This window comes from Microbulbifer sp. VAAF005 (assembly GCF_030012985.1).
GTDB lineage: Bacteria > Pseudomonadota > Gammaproteobacteria > Pseudomonadales > Cellvibrionaceae > Microbulbifer.
Window position 1 is genome coordinate 1,822,929 of sequence record NZ_CP120233.1, and the last position, 21,469, is coordinate 1,844,397.

The window sequence follows — 21,469 nt, forward strand, 5'->3', positions numbered from 1 at the left end:
AGTCGGCACGCTTATTGCTTGTAATAGTTTGGGGGCCGGGGTAGTCTGCGCCATCTCGGGTTAACTTTGACGAACCCATTGTCGCACCGGCCTGCAGCCCTAAACTATGAAGCAGTCTCTCCAGCTCAAGCTCGGCACACAGCTAACAATGACTCCCCAGTTGCAGCAGGCAATACGCCTCCTGCAACTTTCTACATTGGATTTACAGCAGGAAGTTCAAGCGGCCCTCGATAGCAACCCAATGTTAGAGGTTGAGAGCGAGGACCTGACTCCTGCAACAGCGATTACCGAAAAAAACGCCCAGCAAGAGCCCCCAACCACCTCGGAGGAAGGCTTAAACAGCACCTCCAGTGAAGAGAAAGAGCTTGGCGATACCGACTGGAGCCAGGACATTCCAACAGAGCTGCCGGTTGATTCTCATTGGGATGACATTTACAGCAGCTATAGCGGCCCAGCAGAGGGGGAAGACTCCAATTTTGAGCGCAACAGCTCAACTGATACGCTGCAGGACCACCTACGCTGGCAATTAAACCTAACTGCTCTGTCTAGCCACGACAAGTGGATCGGCGAGCACCTCATTGATGCGATCGATCCGAACGGACTACTCAACACTGACGTTGATGATGTTGCCACCTCCCTACAAGTCGACGAGGATGAGGTAGCGGCCGTACTTAAAGCTGTGCAACAGTTTGAACCTGCCGGCTGCGGGGCCAGAAGCCTCCAAGAGTGTTTATTGCTTCAGTTAAAACAGCTACCAGGAGAAACCCCGTGGCTGAAAGAGGCACAGGCCATCATTGAGCGCCACCTGGAATTGCTTGGGAAAAGAGACTTCAGGCAGCTCAGCAGGCGCTCACGCCTCAACGAATCTCAATTAGGTGAGGTGATCCGCCTTATCCAGACTTTAACCCCTAATCCCGGTGAGGAATTTAATGGCGAGCAACCTGCTTACGTCATTCCTGACATTATTGTGTCGCGCAAAGAACACCGCTGGCTGGTTGAACTGAACCCGGAAATCACCCCCAAAATCCGCATCAATGGGCAATATGCATCCCTGGTAAAACGAGCGGATAACTCACGGGACAACAACTTTTTACGGGATCACCTCCAAGAGGCCCGATGGTTCCTTAAAAGCTTACAGAGCCGCCACGACACCCTACTAAAAGTTGCCACCTCAATTGTGGATAAGCAGCAGGGCTTTTTTGAAGAGGGGCCGGAGGCGATGAGACCGATGGTTCTGGCTGATATTGCCGAAACCATTGGCATGCATGAATCCACCATCTCTCGAGTAACTACTCAGAAATACATGTTGACCCCACGTGGAGTATTCGAACTCAAATATTTCTTCTCCAGTCACGTCAGCACAGATTCTGGAGAGGACGCCTCGTCCACAGCCATTCGAGCTCTAATTCGCAAGCTAATTGATTCAGAGGCGCCACGAAAACCGCTCTCTGACAATAAAATCACCCAGGAATTGGATAAGCAAGGCATCAAGGTTGCGCGACGAACAGTAGCGAAATACCGCGAATCCATGGGTATCCCCTCCTCAAGTGAGAGAAAAAGGCTGGTTTAGACTCTCCTATAAAATTCAACCAGCAATTTTGACCGCAACACTATAGATAGTCATGCACTAATGACGCCTTCCGCCGCCCACCTGCGACCAAAATCCAAAATTTGAGTGTATCCTTCCATTCTGGCCCACTTCCTAGTAGGGTTGCGACCCGATAGGGGGTGAGCGCGGACTTGTGATGCACTTTTAAGGAGAAATCCATGCAGATCAATATTAGTGGCCACCATGTCGACGTAACCTCACCTATGCGCAGCTACTGCGAAAGCAAAATGGAGAAGCTGTCCAGGCACTACGACAATATCACCAACGCGCAAGTTATTTTGTCCGTCGAAAAGCTGATCCAAAAAGCTGAAGCGACAGTACATATCAATGGTCACGACCTCTGTGCAGGGTCTGAGGACAGAGATATGTACGCGGCAATTGATGCGCTCACTGATAAGCTGGACCGCCAACTGAAAAAACACAAAGAGAAGTTGCAGAACCATCGCTGAACTATGACACTGGAAGCATTACTCTCTCCCCGCCTCAGCCTTTGCCACTTGGCGGGGAGCAGCAAAAAAAGTTACTGCTCAATATTGCCCAGGCGATTGCCGAACAATATCCCCAACACGACTCCGACACAGTTTTTAACCAGCTGATCGCCCGTGAGCGCCTGGGCTCCACTGGTATTGGTGATGGTGTCGCAATCCCCCATTGCAGATTGCCCGGATGCGATAGTCCCATCGGAGTTCTCTGTACCACACAGCCCGCCATTGATTTTGACTCTGTCGATCGCCAGCCAGTCGACTTGTTATTTACTCTCCTGGTTCCCGAAGATGCGGAGCAGGAACATCTGGATACACTGGCAGAAATTGCCGCCTTGTTTTCCGATAGCCTGGTAAGAGATAAGCTAAGGCAAGCACAGAGTAGTGATGAACTCTACGCCCTCGCTATTGATAGTACTGCAGCCGCTTGAGGGCAGTTCGGTTAGCAGCTGACATTGACTCCGGTGTTTAAGTGGTACAACAAGCGGAACAATAAAGACTTGACCAAAGAAAAGGGCTCCCCATGCGCTTGGTGATAATTAGTGGCCGCTCCGGTTCCGGTAAAAGTTCTGCCCTGCAGTTATTGGAGGATGTTGGCTTCAACTGCATCGACAACCTCCCCACCAGCCTTCTCCCCGAGCTGGTTAAGCGAGTCAGGGCACAACCGCCGAAAGAGAATACCCCTTTGGCCTTAGGTGTCGATGCCCGCAACCTTTGGCAAGACATCAGGCAGGCTCCCGGCGTAATCGAATCTTTGCGCGAGGCGGGAGTGCAATGCGATGTTATTTATCTCGATGCGCGAGAGCCAGTATTGGTACAGCGATTCAGCGAGACCCGACGAAAGCACCCCCTCAGCAATGACTGCACCCACCTACTAGAAGCCCTCAACCAGGAAAAAGAGCTGCTCACCCCCATCTCCACCATCGCGGATATGGTTATTGATACCAGCACCTTGAGTTTGCACCAGCTGCGTGAACTGATTAAAAATCGTGTTGTTGGTGAACAATCAAACAGCATGGCGATTCTTTTCCAGTCCTTTGGGTTCAAACATGGGGTGCCAGTGGATGCAGACTTGATTTTTGACCTACGCTGCCTGCCCAATCCCTATTGGGAACCTGCTCTAAGAGAAAAAACCGGTAAGGATATCGAAGTCGCTGAATTCTTGCGCTCTCACCCAGAGACCGCAAAGATGGAGGCTGACATCACCAACTTTCTGGAAAACTGGCTGCCCTCGTACCAGAAAAGTAATCGCAGCTACACCTGTGTCTCTATCGGCTGCACTGGGGGCCGACATCGATCAGTTTATATGGTTGAACAGCTGGTAAAGAAATTTTCCAAAGAGTTTGATAACGTCCAGATACGCCACAGGGAGCAACAAAAATAGATTTTTGTCGAGCAGCGCAATGCAGAAACACCAACTGACCATCATCAATAAACTCGGCTTGCACGCCCGCGCTGCAAGCAAGTTCGCGCAGACCTCCTCCAGGTTCTGCTCCAATATTAAAGTGCATTGCCAGGGTAAAGCCGTAGATGGAAAAAGCGTGATGGCCCTGATGTTACTAGCTGCAGGCAAAGGCACGGAGCTGGAATTGGAAATAGAGGGGACAGATGAAAATGCTGCCCTGGAAGCTATCAGCACACTGATCTCCGATCGATTCGGCGAAGCTGAATAGAGGCCGGTATACTATTGCCAGGAAAAGCTCACTCTAAACATTAAATCGCTAAGCTTTTACATCGCCTCCCAAATCCACCATTAGCAGTAAGGACTTGTTGTGCCCAGCTCTCCCCAAGCCGAAATCAAATTCCGCGCACAAAGTCAGCTGGGTGAGCTGTATGCCGCGCTGGATAGCGGTACGGGACAAGAAGTCCGGCGCATGCTCAAGACCCTGACTCCGCAAAGTGTTGCGCAATTGCTGGAGAGCTCTCCACCGCGTATCCGCCAGGTACTTTGGAATTTGGTGGACAGGGAAATAGAGGGTGAGGTCCTACAGGAACTCACCGACGATGTACGCAGCCTGATCCTCGCCACTATGGATACCGAGGAGATGGTGGAGGTGATGGAAGGCCTGGATGCCGACGACATCGCCGATATACTTCAGCAGCTGCCGGAGCGAGTTGTTGCCGAAGTGCTCTCATCGATGACGGAAACCGACCGCCTCCGGGTTGAAAGTGTTCTCGCCTATGATGAGAACACGGCTGGCGGTTTAATGGATACGGACACTATCTCTGTCCGCCCCAACCTGACTCTCGATGTGGTACTTCGCTACCTTAGGCGCCATGAACAACTACCGGAATCTACCGACAGCCTTTTTGTGATTAACCGGAGGGGCCAATATATCGGTCTCTTGCCACTATCCAAACTTCTCACCACAGACCCATCGGTGACAGTTCGCGAAGTGGTCAATACCGATGTGGAACCAATACCCGCAGATATGCCCGACACAGAAGTCGCGCGCTTGTTTGAGAAATATGACTGGATTACCGCACCAGTAGTCGATGAGGATAACCGCCTGCTGGGGCGAATCACCATTGACGATGTAGTGGATGTTATCCGAGAGGATGCAGACCACTCCCTGATGAGCCTTGCCGGCCTCGATGAAGAGGAAGACACCTTTGCCCCAGTAGGGCGCACTGCGCGGCGCCGGGCCGTTTGGCTGGGTATTAATCTGCTCACAGCTCTGCTTGCCTCCTGGGTGATCAGTTTGTTCCAAAATACCCTGGACAAGGTGGTAGCCCTAGCAGTCCTAATGCCCATCGTCGCCAGCATGGGAGGCGTGGCCGGTAGCCAAACGCTGACAGTGGTCATTCGCGGTATGGCCTTAGGCCAGATAGGACGCAGTAATTTAAGCTGGCTACTTTCCCGTGAGCTGGGTTCGGCGGCACTCAATGCTCTTTTGTGGGCGCTTGTGATGGGCTTGATAACCGCCATGTGGTTTGGCGATATATGGATTGCGGTCATTATCCTTGCCGCCATGATAATCAACCTATTAACCGCCGCACTCGCCGGAGCGATATTACCAGTAGCATTGCGTGCCATGAATATAGACCCGGCACTGGCCGGCGGGGTAGCGCTTACTACAGTCACCGATGTAGTAGGCTTTATGTCTTTTCTGGGCTTGGCCACTTGGTACTTTAGCTAAACCACCTCTGAACCAAGCCCCCTTATTTACCGAAAGCGAATCAAAGATGTACGAATACGATGACTACGATGACGACCTGCCGAAAAGTAAATCTCAGGTCAAAAAAGAAATGCACGAGCTGCAGGATCTCGGCAAGCAACTAACCGAGCTCTCCAAGGCCCAACTGGCTGAAGTCCCCATAGATGAGGACTTACAGGAGGCTATTGCTACGCTACATCGGATCAAATCCAATGAGGCTCGCCGGCGCCAGATGCAGTACATCGGCAAGTTGATGCGCAGTGCCGATCAAGAGGCGATAGAATCAGTGTTGAACCGTTTTAAAGAGCGAGACCACCAATACCTGCGTTTCGATAAAATGGCCGAAGACTGGCGCAAACGACTACTGGAGGAAGGCAGTAGTGCCCAGGGGGAGTTCTTTGACCAGCATACAAGTGTCGATCACCAACAGCTGCGCCAACTGATTAGGGACTCCCATCGAGAAATCAAAAACAATAAGCCTCCAACCAATCAACGAAAATTATTTCGCTATCTTCGCGACTTCTTTATCCAGGAAGCGGACTAGGGGCTCCGGGCGCTCCAGTGTGAACTGGCTGGCAGCGCCCGCAATCAAGTCATCAGAAGTTATTGCGCTTTCTTATCCCCAGAAGCCGGTACAAAGTCCAAAGCCAAAGAGTTTAGGCAGTAGCGCAAACCAGTGGGCTCCGGGCCATCTTTAAAAACATGTCCCAAGTGTTCCCCGCACTTTGATAACACCTCAGTCCGCTTCAAGCCCCAGCTGTAATCGTCCTTTAAGACAATATTTTTTGGGTAGGCAACATCCCAAAAGCTGGGCCAACCAGTACCCGATTCAAACTTCTGCTCAGAGCTGAAAACCGGTAAACGGCAACCTGCGGTAACATAAACCCCTTTCTCTTTGTTATTCAGAAGCTTGCCACTAAAAGCGGGCTCGGTACCTTTTTTCCAGAGAACTTTGTAGCGATCCTCTGGCAGGATCTGCTTCCAGACAGACTTAGGGATCTGATCGAGATCAGTCCCCTCTGCAATATGCTTTTCAGCTTGAGCGACCGTCATATTCTGATCGCGCTGGTGGTCATCGGCCTCAGAGCACGCCGAAAGGGTGGCGGCGCCACAAAGGAGGGTGAACAATATTGAATACCATGCCATCTGCTGTGCTCCTTCTACAGGGAATCAACACTAAGATTAGATGGCTATAGGGTAATTAAAGTTCAGGCGGCAGGCGGCAGCTGCTCCTCAGGGCGGGCCTCAACCTGCGACTCATTTCCCTCATCCTCCAGGACTGCTCCCTGGCGTTTAGCACCGTCACCATCGAATAACTTCTCAAATCGCATTTGTGGATCAGCCCAACCACCACTTATTCGGTAACTGACACTGGCGACTTTCTTAACTTGCTTTTTAAATGCCTTACTGATCAGGTAAACACCTGCCGCCGCAGGTAATCCCCCTGCCAAGGCTGCAACCAGAGCGAGGTTATTCCCCACCGGCAAGGTAGCCACTAAGGTCAAGTCCAAATCTTCACGGACTAAATTCACTCGTCCAGCCATCTGCAGTTCACTGGTCGGGCCCTCTACCTGGATCGGAACCGCAATAAGGAGCTGACCATCGCCTTCAAAGACCACTTCGCCCCTCACCCGATCAAAGGCCATACCACTTTTATAGAGATCTGAAAAATCAAGGCGTAAACGTCGAGCCCAAGTATCGAAGTTAAACAGCGACAATAAACGCAACACGGTAGAGCCCGTCGCACCAGTAGAGCGCAGAAACCGACCATCGCGAATATCAATTTTGAGCTCCCCGGATAGCAGGCTGCTTTTCACCTGCGTCGGAGATCCCGCCCACTTAAAAGCGGTTTCAAAACTCGCCGACTTGCTTTCAATCAACGGCTCATGTCCCATCTCCCGCTGAATATCCGCGAGATCATCAGCCACCAACCGACCGATAAACTGTGATGATTCCTGCCCCTCAGCATCCCTCATCCATACCAGCTCGGCACCCGCTTCATTTTTGCCTTTGCCCTGCCCTTCAAGGCGGAACCCCCTCACCGTACCAAAGATGTCACTCAGCACCAGACGATCTACAGATGGCCTTAATTTAAATGACCAAGGACCCAATGCTTCCTCACCTATTTGCAGGCTTTCAGTACTGAAGTCAATCTGTGGCAAACTGGTAAAGTCAAACCCGGCCAAAGGGTCTGATACCACCTCTTCTATAAAGGGGTCCAAGGGGAACGCCTCATCGCCCAGTTCAGGCTGTTTTTCAGGCATTGGCAAGCGCAAGTGAGCGAGCTTCAAGCTCAACGGTGCAGTGCCATCCAATAGTCCAGCCAGATCCCCCGCAACCATTTCACTGTCAATTTTAAGCTTCCAGTTTGCCCCGACTCCCTCACCTTTAACATGGATATGCTCAATATCCACAGAACCCAGCTGCAACTGGTCAGTGCTGAGATCCAAGCGCACCGGTAGCGGTTGACTAGAACTCTCCTCAGCATCTACCGGTTTTTTTGTGGCTGCCGCAAAGGTATTGCCTTCTCTGTCGCCCGTTGGCTCAGAGGACTGATAGATGTCCAACAACGACTTCCAACGAAGAAAATCTACAGTGGAAATATCTCCTGTGACCGTTAACTCTCGTTTAGAAGGCAAGTTAGCCTCCGAATTCAAAGCAATCGCAGCTCGATCCAACTCCCCATCGATCAGCCAAAACTGCCCTTGTAAGTGCTCACCGTAATCCATATGGAACAAGCTACCCTGCTCCCCGATAGGCACTCGTAATACAAAATTGGTTTCCGCTTCCGCTTCCTTGCCCAAGGGCTCAGGCAAGTTAACTGCGACGCCTGTCAGATTTGAGGTAAGTTCAAATATTGCGGCGTAGGGTGTTTCAGCTGATTTCGCAGGAATGGTCACCAGGGCCTGGTAATCCATCCCACCCTCGAGCCACTGCAGCTCCGGCCGTGAACTCCATGCATGTACCGACTCAATCAGCGCATTACCGTCAATAATCACCTGGGTTTCCCTCGCATCCCCCTCACCGAAGTGCTGGATACGTGCAGTCAGCGGGCGTCCCCACAATTTGCCTTTGACCTTGGTGCCCTCAAGGCCTGTAGTACTGTCATATTTAACCAAGCCATTGAGTGCAGTCGTATCAAGACGCAGCCCCTGCAACTGAAGACCACCGTGATTCAATTTGAGTTCAACATGCTGCTTAGGCGCTACAGTTGCTCCTCCCAATGGAAGAGACAGGGACACGGCGCCATCTAATTGGCCCGTCAGAGTCCAGTCATCAAAGGCACTTCCAAGGTGATCCCTGATTGGTGATTCACGCAACAGACGCAATCCATCGGCGGCAGGACCAGCCACACCAGTTCGCACGTCCAGGCGTGAGCCTCCCCCGCTTGAGGAGTTACTGCAACCTGGATATTTTTCGCATCCATGCTCCAAAGCTTGGCTTTATTGGCGTTGACCCGCACAATTTCATCATCGAGCAACAAGCGACCATCCACTTGTCGAACTCCAGGCCAGTCACTGGCGTAATCCAAGCTCGCATTTGAAAAATCGAGCGCCAACTGAATAGTCCGGCGCTTAGAGTGAACCCCGATCGCTCGAAGGGATTCATCCTTGCCATCTTTGCTATAACTACTGCCGCGATAAATAAAAGCTGCGCTCTCAACGCGCCCTTGATTGTTTTCACCCAAACCAGTTTTCAGCCATTTGCGCAAGTCATCACTGACAACAAATGGCACCAGCTCTTCTTGAGTAACAACACCCGCATCTTTCAAAGACAGGGACAGCACCAGATCCGCCGGTCGTGTCTGGGCGTAAAAAGGTAGTGAAAGCATAAACTGTCCACCGACCTCTCCGAGCTCACCATTCAGCATCAATGGGCCCGAAAAGACGGTAACTGCATTCTGCGCCTTATCGACATTCCAAGAGATGGTGCCGCTGGCTTGCTCAAACCCAAAGGCGTTTTTGTACAGGTTGGGAAAGTGTGCCCCCAGGGGAGTGCCATCGAGCTCAACCCGACCGCTGGCGCCCTCAACTTGTAAATATCCGCTCAGTTGGGCAATAGCCGGGGCTCCACGGAATGCTTCAGCGGTAATATCTTTCAGGTTTGCACTTATCTCTAACTGACGGCCCGCACCAGTCCGAAGACGCACGCTGTGTAATTGGCCTCGAGGCTTTAGAGCGCGCAACCACTCATCAGCAGCTCCCTCGAGCAGAGACAGGCGATTTAAAATACCGCTCCATCCTGCGAGATCAACCACATCAGCCACTAGGGACAACCCTTCTTGATCGCTTCTCACCTGCAGATTGAGCGGCGGCATTTGCAGGTCCTGCCAGTCAATTTGAATATTCTGCAAAGCTAATCGCCAGTGCTCACCAGGCAGCCAACGCCCAGACAAATCCCCAGAAAAAGCTCTCAGTGGGGCCAGGCTATGCTCCTCTATATCATTTGCCTTTTGCATATCGGCCAAGCTCTCAACTTGAGCCAGATCCACCTGACCGACTATGCGATAGCCACTGGCAGCATTACTGTGAAGCCATAAGCGGCCATCTGCCCATTTCTTCCCTTTCCAATGGAACCGGTCAGGCAACGGAGTAAGTTCGTGCAGCAAGTCAATGATATCTTCGTCGAGTAGCAACTCATTAAGCTGCATATAGCCCCGCAGTGAGAAGTGCTCTTTATCTTTCGGGTTGCCCCGCCCCTCTAGCACAACCCGCAGGGTCTCTTCATCAACTTGGCTACTCTCCCCTTCACGGGAAATAAAAGCCCGTGCAGTCAGTCGGTGAAAATCTCCACTATTTTCCAGCTGGATTTCAGGCAAATTAATTTCTGCCAGCTGCTCATCGGGAAGGCGCACAGTGATCGCTGCATCACTGATTTGGATTTTGGGGCTCAATTGGAACAGGCGGGCCGGATCTGCGGCTTCGGGATTAGGTGCAGTGCTGCCTTCAAGCTTAAGTGGGGCATCGGGAAACCCCTGCAGATACCAGAGGCCATTTTCATCGCGGTTGAGCCCGGCCGAAAACTGATTCATTTGCAGGTCTTTCCAGACCAACTCTCTATTCCATAGGCTGGAAAGCAAATCCAGCTGGAACAGACCGTGCCCCATTCTCAGCTCACCGTGTTCCCCCAGGCGCAGCCCATCCAGCTGCAATGCAACTTCAAGGGCCTCCCAACGCAGGGAAATACGATCCATCTGTACAGGAACACCAAGCTGCTCACTAAGCCAATGACTAATCTGTGGACGATAGTTCTCTACCTGCGGGGACAGCAATCGCCCTGTCTGCACGATGATTGCCAGGGCAATCACCAAGCTTATCGACAGCAACCAGAATTTTCTTGCAATCCAGCGTATTACAACCATCGCTATACCCTCACCAGCGAACAGGCGTAGACCGAGTGCTGACAATAAGCTCTCGTAGCTTGCGGGCGGGTGAATAAAGGATTACACAAGAACAATGTCATACTGCTCCTGGTTGTAAATGGGCTCTACCTGGAATTGGATAGGCCGACCAATAAATTCTTCAAGGTCGGCGACATTGGCCGACTCTTCATCGAGCAAAAGATCTATTACCACCTGGCTAGCCAGCACCATTATTTTTTCACTATCGTAAGAGCGCGCTTCACGAATAATCTCACGGAAAACCTCGAAACAAACCGTCTCAGCACTCTTTAGGGTCCCCCTACCACTACAGACTGAGCAGGGTTCACATAAAATCTGTCCCAATGACTCTCTGGTGCGCTTGCGAGTCATTTCAACCAATCCAAGCTCTGAGACCCCAGTGATGCTGGACTTGGCATGATCCCGTTCCAGAGCCTTTTCCAGGGTGCGCAAGACTTGCCTCTGGTGCTCAGGATCTTTCATATCGATAAAATCGATAATGATAATCCCCCCAGATTCCTCAAACGCAACTGGCGGGCAATTGCTGTGGCGGCCTCCAGATTGGTTTTGAAGATAGTCTCTTCCAGATTCCGGTGGCCAACAAAAGCACCGGTATTGACGTCAATCGTACTCATCGCTTCTGTCTGCTCTACGATCAGGTAGCCGCCAGACTTTAAAGTTACTTTGTTGTGCAGTGCTCTTCTTATCTCCTCTTCAACACCGTACAAATCAAACAGTGGGCGCTCACCGGGGTAGTGCTCCAGACGACCGGCAATCTCCGGCGCATATTTACCGGCAAATTCTGCCGCACGACCGTGAGCCTCACGGGAGTCTATACGAATCTTTTCTGTATAGGGGCGCGCAAGGTCACGCAATGCACGCATAAATAACGGAAGATCCTCATAGATAACCGAAGGCACCGGACGCTCCTTGATTCGCTCGTCCAGCTCGCCCCACAATTTGTATAGGAACGGGATATCCCTCAACAGCTCTTCCTCGCTCACCCCCTCGGCAACAGTACGTAAAATAAAGCCTCCGTCAGCAGACAAGCCATCCTCTGCGAGGCGCAGTGAAGCCGCTTCAACCAATTGGCGCAGCCGCTCTCGTTCGCTCTCATCTTCAATACGGTTGGAGATGCCGATATGGCGGGTTTGCGGCATATATACCAGATAGCGCGCAGAGACCGATAAATGGGTAGTCAGTCGAGCCCCTTTACTGCTGATCGGGTCTTTCACCACCTGTACAATCAGTGACTGCCCCTCCCTGACCAAAGCGCGAATATCTGCTACCTCAGCATCCCGCGCCTCCATGCCTTCATCATCGAGAGGCGCGATATCCGACGCATGAATAAAGCCTGCACGTTCAAGGCCAATATCGACAAAAGCCGCCTGCATCCCGGGTAATACACGAATCACCTTTCCCTTGTAGATATTGCCTACAATCCCGCGCCGCGCGCTGCGCTCCAGATAGACTTCCTGAAGCACACCATTCTCTACCAAGGCCACCCGGGTTTCGGTTGGTGCGACATTAATTAACAGCTCTTCGCTCAAGATTGGCCCTCCTGCCAATAGGGAATTCCCGCATGATCCAGCATCGGAATCAGAGCTTCCAGGGGGAGTCCGACAACATTGCTATAACTGCCACTAAAAGCTTCTACCAAGGCGGCGCCAAAACCCTGTATACCGTAACCGCCGGCCTTATCGACAGGTTCCCCGGTCCTCCAGTAATCTGCTATTTGAGCTCTGGACAGGTGGCGAAACCTCACTCGAGTTTCCACCACGCGGCTAAACTGGCATTCCTGGGAGCGCAAACACACTGCAGTAAACACAGAGTGCTCTACACCCGACAAAGTCAACATCATGGATTCAAAGTCAGTAAAATCTTCCGGCTTTTCCAGTAATCTGTCGCCCGCCATAACCACCGTATCCGCTCCCAAGGTCCAAAGCCCTTCTGGACAGCCAGCAGCGCGAAATCCAGCGATAACCTTGTCATGAGCCAGGCGCTCTATGTACTCAAGAGTACTTTCATTAGGTTGCTTTTGTTCTATAACAGAAGGTGATAATTGGGAAAAAGACACCCCAATTTGGGTCAATAGTTCGGCGCGACGCGGTGAACCCGAGGCTAAAAGAAGTCGATTGTCAGAAGCGCTTTTTGTCACTCTAATACATATTCCCTGTGGGCCAGCGGCTGATTATAGCGATACTGTTCGAAAAATGATCGATTTTTTACACTGATTTACAGTGCTGACGAGACGGTCAACGAACGTGTAAACGCCCGGAAAGGCTCCTCAGCCATGGGGTCACCCAGGGCCAGAGCAGGGCTGTGGTAAGAGCTGGCCACAGGAAGGTCAGCCCGGGTACCGACTTCCCCTCAAGGCCATGCACCCAATTGCCCACGACTTGGTGAATACCCACCAGAACAAATACCCACAATAATTGCTGGGCGGGGTTAAATGCTCGGGTACGCTGGTATGTAAGCAGACTGAAATAGGCGAGAACCGACAGGGCTAGGGCGTGAGTTCCCAGGCTCGCCCCAGTAGCCAAATCCTGGAATATACCGATCACCCAGGCGAACCCCACGCCAAAGCTCTGAGGCATGCGAGTAATCCAGAATATCACCAGCAAGGCCGGAAATGCAGGACGAAACCAAAGCCATTGTTGCGGCAAAGGCATAACGGCAAGCAGCAAGGACAGCAGAATCGTGACCGCAATAAACCAGCGGTTATTCGCTTGCAACAGAGCGTCCTCCATCGCCGATAACCGCTAATACAAATCGACTGCGATTCATTCGTCCCCTAGGTAGCACTTCGGCCTCCGCAAAGGGTTTCCCCGGATCTCTCTGCACCGAAATAACCTCTCCAACCGGATAACCCGCAGGAAACCGACTTCCCAGACCAGAACTGAGTAACAAGTCGCCTTCACGGATATCACTTGTATTGGCGAGATGACGCAACTTCAGACGATACAGGTCACCTGTTCCCTCAGCGACAGTGCGCATGCTGTTGCGTAAAACCTGGACAGGAATAGCATGACTTGAATCAGTGATCAGCAGGATACGACTATAAGAGTCACCAGCCTCAATCACCTGCCCCAGCAAACCGCTGGCATCCATTACCGGGGTGCCAATATCAACGCCGTCATCCCGGCCCTTGTCAATCAGCAGTACATGCTCCAGAGGGTCAGGGGTAACACCCACCACCTGGGCCACCAGTACTCGGTCGTCGACCATTTCCGCCGAATTCATCAGCTCTTTTAGCTGAGTATTCTCCGCTTTGACGGCAGCCAATAACTGGCTGCGTTGTTCCAGTAACAGTACCTGCCGCTTGAGGCGACTGTTCTCTTCTTGTAACTCCTCGCGAGAGCGAAACTGTTCATCCGCCCAATCACCCACACGCTCAGGGGCACCTGTCACCCAATACAGTGGAGCGATCACCCCAGATAAGCGTTCGCGAACAGGCTGAAACCAATTGGTGTAATGATCGGAGACGATCAGCAAGATTGCGAGTATGGCGAGAAAGCCCAAGCGGTATTCAGCAGAGGGACCGCGGGTAAATAGCGGTTTCACAGGCAATTCCCTCTTAGCAGGTCAATCAAAGACAATGAGATCAGCACAAGCTATAAAAGTGCTTGCTCTGTTTTTATTACAGGGAGCCCCCGGATAAAACCACAGGCTCCCTAACTATATTACGCAATGCCGTCTGTCAGTTAGACATCAAGTAGAGGCGGCTGCGGTCCAACATATCCAGTGCTTTGCCGCCACCGCGGGCCACGCAAGTCAGGGGGTCATCAGCAACAATTACCGGCAGACCGGATTCTTCCATTAGCAGGCGATCGAGATCGCGCAGCAGGGCACCACCACCGGTCAGTACCATGCCGCGCTCAGCGATATCGGAAGCCAATTCGGGGGGAGATTGTTCCAGTGCGCTTTTGACCGCTTGTACAATCCCGGTCAGCGGCTCTTGCAGGGCCTCGAGAATTTCATCGGAGTTCAGGGTGAAACTGCGGGGGACACCTTCGGCCAGGTTGCGGCCACGCACGTCGATTTCGCGAACCTCACTGCCCGCATAGGCGCAGCCAATTTCTTCTTTAATTCGCTCGGCGGTCGCATCACCGATCACACTGCCGTAGTTGCGACGCACATAGTTGACGATAGCCTCATCAAAGCGGTCACCGCCAATGCGCACAGAATCGGAGTAAACTACACCATTGAGGGAAATAATGGCAATCTCAGTGGTGCCCCCACCGATATCCACTACCATAGAGCCGCTCGCTTCCTCGACATTTAGGCCAGCACCTATTGCAGCTGCCATGGGCTCTTCGATCAGCGATACTTCGCGGGCACCGGCGCCCAGGGCAGACTCGCGAATAGCGCGGCGCTCCACTTCTGTGGACTGGCAGGGAACGCATACCAGCACTCTTGGGCTCGGGCGCATCCAACTATTTTCGTGCACTTTCTTAATAAAGTGCTGCAACATTTTTTCAGTCACCTGGAAGTCGGCGATAACACCATCCTTCAGCGGGCGAATAGCGGTAATATTGCCTGGGGTCCGGCCGAGCATGCGTTTAGCTTCTACTCCGACAGCCTCAACAATTTTCTGGCCATTGTAGTGACGGATTGCGACGACAGAGGGTTCGTCGAGTACTACGCCGCGATCGCGAACGTAAATCAGCGTGTTGGCAGTTCCCAGGTCGATGGAGAGATCACTGGAAAACATACCCCGCAAACGTTTAAACATGGAATTCGATTACCTTGTACTAATTATCAGCCCCCAGGTCGGGCACTGCGGGCGCGGCTTCTTTTATGGATACAAATCCTAATTAGTCCGCATAAATAATTCTGAGTTCCGAGCCGCATTTCGAATCGGATTCTACGCAAAATACCGGAGTCTCTCATCACTCGGCAGGTTTCGGCAAACTCTAACAACGGCTAGGCATCAGGGCAAGGCTGAAGGGAGGTCATTTGAGGCCCACTATTCATTACAGCCCCGGCCGGTGAGAATATACCCTCATTGTGCTAAATTTGCCGGTTCTGTCCGCCACATATCATACGGGCAGCTTTCGACTCGCAACTCAAGCTGGAGGAGTCCATCACCATGACAGTGGATACGCAAACTGTAGAAAAACTTGCGGAGTTGGCCCGAATCGCCATATCCAAAGAAACCATCGATGAAGTCAGCAACCGTCTCGGGGATGTTTTGCAATTGGTAGACCAGCTGCAATCCACCAATACCGATGGTATCGCCCCGATGGCGCACCCACTGGACGAAGTTCAGGAGCTTCGCACCGACACAGTAACAGAGACTGACAATCGAGAAGACTTCCTAACACTGGCTCCCCAAACCGAAGAAGGCCTCTACCTGGTTCCCAAAGTGATTGATTAACCGGTCCAACACCAACGAAATCCACCTAAATACCCAGCCCTCAGCCCGTCTAGAGCCTTTAAGGGAATAACATGCATCAGCTTACTATCGCCGAGATCATCCGTGGATTGCGGAGCAAAGAGTTCTCAAGTACAGAGCTAACCCGCCATTTACTCGGCCGCATCCAGCAACTGGACAGCAACTACAACAGTTTTATTACCGTCACCGAAGAGAGCGCCCTAGCGCAAGCCGCAGCCGCCGACCAACGCCTGGCCAACGGAGAGGCACCGGCACTGTGCGGTGTGCCCATCGCCCACAAAGATATTATTTGCACTAACGGCGTGCGCACCAGCTGTGCCTCAAAAATGCTGGATAATTTTATCCCTCCCTACGATGCCACGGTGGTAGATAACCTCAACGCTGCCGGCACCGTCTCCCTGGGCAAGACCAATATGGATGAATTCGCCATGGGCTCATCCAACGAAAGCAGCTTTTACGGCCCAGTAAAAAACCCCTGGAATACCCGCTGTGTGCCCGGCGGTTCCTCCGGTGGCTCAGCTGCGGCAGTTGCTGCACAACTGATACCCGGCGCTACAGCTACCGATACCGGCGGCTCTATTCGCCAGCCGGCAGCGTTGACAAACACCACCGGGCTGAAGCCCACCTACGGGCGTATTTCCCGCTACGGTATCGTTGCCTACGCCTCCAGCCTGGATCAGGCCGGCCCCATAGCCCGCAATGCGGAAGACGCTGCTTATTTGCTCTCCGCCATGGCCAGCCACGACCCGAAAGATTCCACCAGTCTGAAGCAGCAGCTCACTGACTTTTCCGCCGAACTGAATAACCCGATCGCCGGGCTGCGGATCGGAGTACCCCGAGAGTACTTTGGGGAGGGGCTTAACCCTGAAACCGCAAGCCGGGTTCAGGAAGCTTTGAGAGCGTTTGAAAAGCTGGGGGCTCAACTGGTCGATATCAGCCTGCCACATACCGAGTTAGCGATACCTGCTTACTATGTGATCGCCCCCGCTGAAGCCTCTGCCAACCTATCTCGATTCGATGGGGTGCGCTATGGCTACCGCTGTGAAGAGCCCAAAGACCTGCGCGATCTCTATATGCGCTCCCGTGGTGAAGGCTTCGGTGAAGAAGTGCAGCGTCGCATCCTGGTAGGCACCTACGCCCTGTCCGCCGGTTATTACGATGCTTATTACAACAAAGCCCAACAGGCCCGACGCCTGATCAAGCAGGACTTTGTCGAAGCATTCGAAAAAGTGGATGTGATTATGGGCCCCACGACCCCCTCCCCCGCTTTCGAGCTTGGCGCAAAGAGCGCTGACCCGGTAGCTATGTACCTGGAGGATATCTACACCATCGCCACCAACCTCGCCGGACTACCGGGCATGTCTGTACCCTGTGGCCTGGTGGACAATATGCCAGTGGGCCTGCAAATAACCGGTAATTACCTGGAAGAGGCGCGCATGCTCAATATCGCCCACCAATACCAACAGGTAACCGACTGGCACAAAGCCAGCGCCGTATAAGGAGATAAATTGTGGAATGGGAAATCGTTATCGGGTTGGAAATTCACGTCCAGCTCTCCACCCAGTCAAAACTCTTTTCCGGCGCTAGCATCCGCTTTGGCGCCGAGCCGAATACCCAGGCATGCGCTGTGGACCTGGCCATGCCAGGCACACTGCCGGTACCCAATGAGGAAGCATTTCGTTTTGCAGTAATGTTCGGCCTGGCGATGAACGCAGAGATCGGCAAGCGCTCTGTTTTTGAACGCAAGAATTACTTCTATCCCGACTTGCCCAAGGGCTATCAAACCACTCAATTGGAGCAGCCGATTGTCGGCCCAGGTGAAGTGGAAATTCACCTGGAAGATGGCAGCAGTAAGAAGGTGCGTTTGCACCACGCTCACCTGGAGGAAGATGCCGGTAAATCCCTGCATGAAGATTTCCACGGGATGTCTGGTATCGACCTGAACCGCGCAGGTACGCCGCTGATCGAGATTGTCTCTGAACCGGATATGCGCAGTGCCGCCGAGGCTGTGGCCTACCTGAAAAAAATTCACAGTATCGTAACCTACCTGGGCATTTCCGATGGTGATATGTCCCAGGGCTCACTGCGCTGTGATGCCAATGTGTCTGTGCGCTTAAAAGGCGAAGAAAAACTCGGCACCCGCACAGAGTTAAAAAACATCAATTCTTTCCGTTTTGTCGAGCGCGCAATTAAAGTCGAAGCTGAACGTCAGATCGACATCCTGGAAGACGGCGGCACTATTACCCAGGAAACCCGCCTCTACGACGCGGACAAAAATGAAACCCGCTCTATGCGCAGCAAAGAAGTGGCCAATGATTACCGCTACTTCCCCTGCCCGGACCTTCTGCCAGTTGTACTCACTGATGAATATGTCGAACAACTGCGCAGCATCCTGCCAGAACTGCCTGATGCAAAAGCAGCCCGCTTCCAAGCGGAATACCAGCTATCTGCTTATGATGCAGACCAGCTGACACAGGAGCGTGCCAGTGCAGACTATTTTGAAACTGTGAGTAAATCCTGTGGCGAATCCAAGCTTGCCGCCAACTGGATTAACGGTGAACTGGCAGCGCTGCTCAACCGTCGTGAACTTACTATTTCACAATCTCCGGTTTCTGCCGACCAGCTAGCTGGACTAATCGCACGGATCAAAGACAACACCATTTCCAGTAAGATCGCCAAACAGGTATTCGAGGCTATTGCCGACGGAGAGGGCAGTGCCGACGAAGTCATCGAAAAGCGTGGCCTGAAACAGGTTTCGGATACCGGCGCTATCGAAAAAATGGTGGATGAAGTGATTGCTGCAAGCGGTGCTCAAGTAGAAAACTACCGCAAGGCAGATGAATCAAAACGCCCCAAAATGATGGGGTATTTCGTCGGGCAGATAATGAAAGCGTCCAAGGGGCAAGCAAACCCACAGATGATTAATAAAATCCTCAAGCAAAAATTGGACGCACTACTTTAATCGTCAACATTCTCAACTTGGGTCGGGCTTCGCCCGTCCCCTATTTATGTAGCAAGGATATAGTTTTGAGCCTGAAAAAAGACAAACAAAAAGTACTCGGAGAAGTTTTTGACAAGGAGCGTATTGCTGGATTCTTGATTGGCGAAGCCCCCGCTGGCGTAAACCGGGATTTTCACCTGCTCGAGCGCGCCTACCGAAGTATGAAAGCAGAGAGCTTTGCCACATTTGTAAAGTTATTTCTCGCTGAAGGCCTGGATCTGAACAGCCCCGGCCCCGACGGAAAAACCCTGCTGGCCCGTATTGGCGAACACCGCCAGGGCGCAGAGTATAGCGAGATTTTAAAAGCCGCTGGCGCCAACTAGCAGCCTAGTAGCCTTGAAATTCCTGGAATAGTTCCAGCGAGAGGTGAGAATATGACTTCAAATCCCGTTCACGGTATCGATGCACTGGTGCGCGGTATCCACTTGATTACCCGGCGTGAATTGCGCCCATTTATCCTGGTACCACTACTAATAAACCTCGTACTGTTTATTATTATCAGCGGCATTATGATTTCCCAACTGGGAGGACTTACCGATTATATCGGCAGCCTGCTTTCCCACACGCCAGTAAATACAGAAAATATGTCCTGGTGGGAAGCCATGATGGCCAAGGGGGCCGCGTGGGCTGCCAGTGTTTTTCGCTGGCTCGCCTGGATTATTGCGTTACTTGTGCTTTTCCTGTTTTTTCTCGCCTACGGCTATTTATTTAGCGTTATTACCAACATTATTGCCGCCCCCTTTAACGGTTTGCTCGCCGAGAAAGTCGAGGAGCTACTAACCGGTAAGGCTCCCCCTGCCGAGCCGATAATGCAAATGGTATGGCGTACCCTGGGCCGGGAATTACGTAAGCTGGGTTACTTTATATTTTGGGGTTTGATCGTATTCATTATTGCCACCATCACCAGCTGGACCATTATTATCCCCGCAGTGCTCACTGCAGTTTGGGGTGCTTGGTGCATGGCCATTCAGTATGTTGACTACCCACTGGATAATCACCAACGGCCATTTGATGAATTAAAAACAGTTCTGCGCCGCCGCAAATTGACCAGCCTGACCTTTGGTGGAACTGTCATGCTTGCCAAAATGGTACCGGTTTTAAATATCTTTATTATGCCTGCGGCAGTTGCTGGCGGTACGGCTTTGTGGATTGAAAGACTGCGTATTGAAGGAGATCCCGGCACTCAAACTCCGGTACTTCAGTAACTTTACCTGTAAAACAGGAAGCCCTCTTATACAGAGGGCTTTTTATTTTGATACTACCTTCCCGATGTTTTCTTCTTTTTCAATGCTCGATACCAAGGTTGTTGGCCCTTGGCAATATAAGCGCTAGCCGATAAGCACTTTGCCAAATTCTCAAGCTCCTGGGTGAGTACATCTCCTGAAAACCTTTTTCTTAACATTTGTTGGAGTTTGTCTGCCAATAATGCATCCCTCAACCCCTCTGGCTTCTGGATACCGGCAGATAGAATTTCAGGAATCCACTCAGACAGATCTCGCACCGTTATCCAATCATTTCCCTGTTCAGGGTACACAGAAAAATCAGTATCGAATGCCAGGCCTGAATCGTTACTAAGAAAGGTACTATTTAACAACTGATTGGATGCTTTGAACTGCAGGAAGAACTGCCTGGCATCATCTCTTGATGGAAGTAACTGAGTATGATCTTCCAGCATCATTGGCTTCAGCTTAATCAATTCAGACTCCGCTACCCCCAACTCCAGTAATTTATGGGTCAGCAAGAACTCCTTTCTATCTACCCCTTCATTCACCCTGCGAGCAGAAAGCTTCACATCCCCATCAAGCAAAGAGAAAAAATCACTCACAATATCACCCCCGTTCAAAGCTTCCCGACCGAAAAGCCTCACCTTGAGGGAATCAGTCCCAAATACCGTCTCCCATAGCTTCAACTTGCTAAAATAATCGTAGTAAATCTCAATATCTTTATTGAGAGTGGGAAAAGCCCCCTCACTATGGCCAAGCAACTTACTAGAGGAGCTTCGATTGGAAGCGGCCCCACGAGCTCCTTGTTTTTTAAAAGATATTGCCTGTAAATCCTGCCTGCGCAGATAAACAATCACTTTAACGTTATCGAAGTACTTGGCACACACCTGCTGAACCAGCTCAATACTCTCATGTTGATGCAAAAAGCAAAGGTGCTCCGCCGATACAATGGTTTGCTTACTGCGACTAGCTGCAAGTAGCTCATCGAGCCGGGAATTGAGCTTAAAACGGACCAGCCCTTTCTCCCGCAAAACTTCAATACACCCAGAGGAGTTTCCTTTTTTTCCAAGGGAAAGGAATTCAAAGCCCGCCTTATTCAGGGCTTGTGTCTGCTCCTTCATTGCCAACTGGAGAGAGCTGGAGCCGGTTTTATGGAAACCGATATGTAAGTAGAGGGTGCGCATCCGAGTATTTACTTTAATTCTTATTGAGTAATGG

General features: G+C 51.7%; 20 protein-coding genes and 1 pseudogene. 12 read left to right on the forward strand and 9 right to left on the reverse strand.

The window, feature by feature from the left end; genetic code table 11:
• Window positions 1–106: 106 nt before the first annotated feature.
• The 7 genes from P0078_RS08100 (at window position 107) to yjgA (ending at window position 5,793) form a co-directional block, all read left to right on the forward strand.
• On the forward strand, window positions 107–1,570 hold the full coding sequence (locus P0078_RS08100; RefSeq protein ID WP_282933904.1) for an RNA polymerase factor sigma-54: 1,464 nt from the start codon (window positions 107–109) through the stop codon (window positions 1,568–1,570).
• A 197-nt stretch (window positions 1,571–1,767) separates the two neighbouring features.
• Window positions 1,768–2,058 carry a ribosome hibernation-promoting factor, HPF/YfiA family gene (gene hpf / locus P0078_RS08105; protein WP_108734230.1) on the forward strand — a complete coding sequence of 97 codons (291 nt, stop codon included), beginning with the start codon at window positions 1,768–1,770 and terminating at the stop codon, window positions 2,056–2,058.
• Window positions 2,059–2,099: 41 nt separating this feature from the next.
• Window positions 2,100–2,522: a PTS sugar transporter subunit IIA gene (locus tag P0078_RS08110; protein ID WP_282933905.1), complete on the forward strand. Its 423-nt coding sequence runs from the start codon at window positions 2,100–2,102 to the stop codon at window positions 2,520–2,522.
• Between the two features lie 92 nt (window positions 2,523–2,614).
• Window positions 2,615–3,475 carry an RNase adapter RapZ gene (rapZ, locus tag P0078_RS08115; protein WP_282933906.1) on the forward strand — a complete coding sequence of 287 codons (861 nt, stop codon included), beginning with the start codon at window positions 2,615–2,617 and terminating at the stop codon, window positions 3,473–3,475.
• A gap of 19 nt (window positions 3,476–3,494) precedes the next feature.
• Window positions 3,495–3,764 carry an HPr family phosphocarrier protein gene (locus P0078_RS08120; RefSeq protein ID WP_282933907.1) on the forward strand — a complete coding sequence of 90 codons (270 nt, stop codon included), beginning with the start codon at window positions 3,495–3,497 and terminating at the stop codon, window positions 3,762–3,764.
• A gap of 99 nt (window positions 3,765–3,863) precedes the next feature.
• A complete protein-coding gene (gene mgtE / locus P0078_RS08125) occupies window positions 3,864–5,231 on the forward strand; it encodes a magnesium transporter (RefSeq protein WP_282933908.1) in 1,368 nt (455 codons plus the stop codon).
• A gap of 46 nt (window positions 5,232–5,277) precedes the next feature.
• Window positions 5,278–5,793, forward strand: coding sequence for a ribosome biogenesis factor YjgA (gene yjgA / locus P0078_RS08130; protein ID WP_282933909.1), 516 nt, complete (start codon window positions 5,278–5,280; stop codon window positions 5,791–5,793).
• Window positions 5,794–5,852: 59 nt separating this feature from the next.
• On the opposite strand, the gene msrB is transcribed toward yjgA, so the two are convergent.
• The 8 genes and pseudogenes from msrB to P0078_RS08170 form a co-directional block, all read right to left on the reverse strand.
• Entirely contained in the window at window positions 5,853–6,395 is a 543-nt protein-coding gene (gene msrB / locus P0078_RS08135) for a peptide-methionine (R)-S-oxide reductase MsrB (RefSeq protein ID WP_282933910.1), read from the reverse strand.
• A 62-nt stretch (window positions 6,396–6,457) separates the two neighbouring features.
• Window positions 6,458–8,614, reverse strand: a complete 2,157-nt coding sequence (locus P0078_RS08140) for a YhdP family phospholipid transporter (protein ID WP_282933911.1) — start codon at window positions 8,612–8,614, stop codon at window positions 6,458–6,460.
• On the reverse strand, window positions 8,512–10,656 hold the full coding sequence (locus P0078_RS08145; protein ID WP_282933912.1) for a YhdP family phospholipid transporter: 2,145 nt from the start codon (window positions 10,654–10,656) through the stop codon (window positions 8,512–8,514). The genes P0078_RS08140 and P0078_RS08145 overlap by 103 nt, the downstream gene beginning before the upstream one ends.
• A 36-nt stretch (window positions 10,657–10,692) precedes the next feature.
• Window positions 10,693–12,179 (reverse strand): annotated as a pseudogene (gene rng, locus P0078_RS08150) (ribonuclease G).
• On the reverse strand, window positions 12,176–12,787 hold the full coding sequence (locus P0078_RS08155) for a Maf family protein (protein WP_282933913.1): 612 nt from the start codon (window positions 12,785–12,787) through the stop codon (window positions 12,176–12,178). The pseudogene rng and the gene P0078_RS08155 overlap by 4 nt, the downstream one beginning before the upstream one ends.
• 97 nt (window positions 12,788–12,884) lie before the next feature.
• Complete coding sequence (mreD, locus tag P0078_RS08160) at window positions 12,885–13,364, reverse strand: rod shape-determining protein MreD (RefSeq protein ID WP_282933914.1); 480 nt, start codon at window positions 13,362–13,364, stop codon at window positions 12,885–12,887.
• The gene (mreC, locus tag P0078_RS08165; RefSeq protein ID WP_282933915.1) at window positions 13,351–14,193 is read right to left on the reverse strand and encodes a rod shape-determining protein MreC; all 843 of its coding nucleotides are present in this window, start codon (window positions 14,191–14,193) and stop codon (window positions 13,351–13,353) included. The genes mreD and mreC overlap by 14 nt, the downstream gene beginning before the upstream one ends.
• A 136-nt stretch (window positions 14,194–14,329) precedes the next feature.
• Window positions 14,330–15,364: a rod shape-determining protein gene (locus tag P0078_RS08170; protein ID WP_020412569.1), complete on the reverse strand. Its 1,035-nt coding sequence runs from the start codon at window positions 15,362–15,364 to the stop codon at window positions 14,330–14,332.
• Window positions 15,365–15,721: 357 nt separating this feature from the next.
• Between P0078_RS08170 and gatC the strand changes: the two genes are divergently transcribed.
• The 5 genes from gatC (at window position 15,722) to cysZ (ending at window position 20,233) form a co-directional block, all read left to right on the forward strand.
• Entirely contained in the window at window positions 15,722–16,009 is a 288-nt protein-coding gene (gene gatC, locus P0078_RS08175) for an Asp-tRNA(Asn)/Glu-tRNA(Gln) amidotransferase subunit GatC (RefSeq protein WP_282933916.1), read from the forward strand.
• Window positions 16,010–16,080: 71 nt separating this feature from the next.
• Window positions 16,081–17,526 (forward strand): Asp-tRNA(Asn)/Glu-tRNA(Gln) amidotransferase subunit GatA, encoded by a 1,446-nt coding sequence (gatA, locus tag P0078_RS08180; protein ID WP_282933917.1) that lies wholly within the window; start codon window positions 16,081–16,083, stop codon window positions 17,524–17,526.
• A gap of 11 nt (window positions 17,527–17,537) precedes the next feature.
• On the forward strand, window positions 17,538–18,989 hold the full coding sequence (gatB, locus tag P0078_RS08185) for an Asp-tRNA(Asn)/Glu-tRNA(Gln) amidotransferase subunit GatB (protein WP_282933918.1): 1,452 nt from the start codon (window positions 17,538–17,540) through the stop codon (window positions 18,987–18,989).
• Between the two features lie 65 nt (window positions 18,990–19,054).
• Entirely contained in the window at window positions 19,055–19,351 is a 297-nt protein-coding gene (locus P0078_RS08190; RefSeq protein WP_282933919.1) for a PA4642 family protein, read from the forward strand.
• A 51-nt stretch (window positions 19,352–19,402) separates the two neighbouring features.
• A complete protein-coding gene (cysZ, locus tag P0078_RS08195) occupies window positions 19,403–20,233 on the forward strand; it encodes a sulfate transporter CysZ (RefSeq protein ID WP_282933920.1) in 831 nt (276 codons plus the stop codon).
• Window positions 20,234–20,286: 53 nt separating this feature from the next.
• Here the strand turns inward: cysZ and P0078_RS08200 are convergent, their stop codons facing one another.
• Entirely contained in the window at window positions 20,287–21,435 is a 1,149-nt protein-coding gene (locus P0078_RS08200; RefSeq protein ID WP_282933921.1) for a hypothetical protein, read from the reverse strand.
• Window positions 21,436–21,469: the final 34 nt, after the last annotated feature.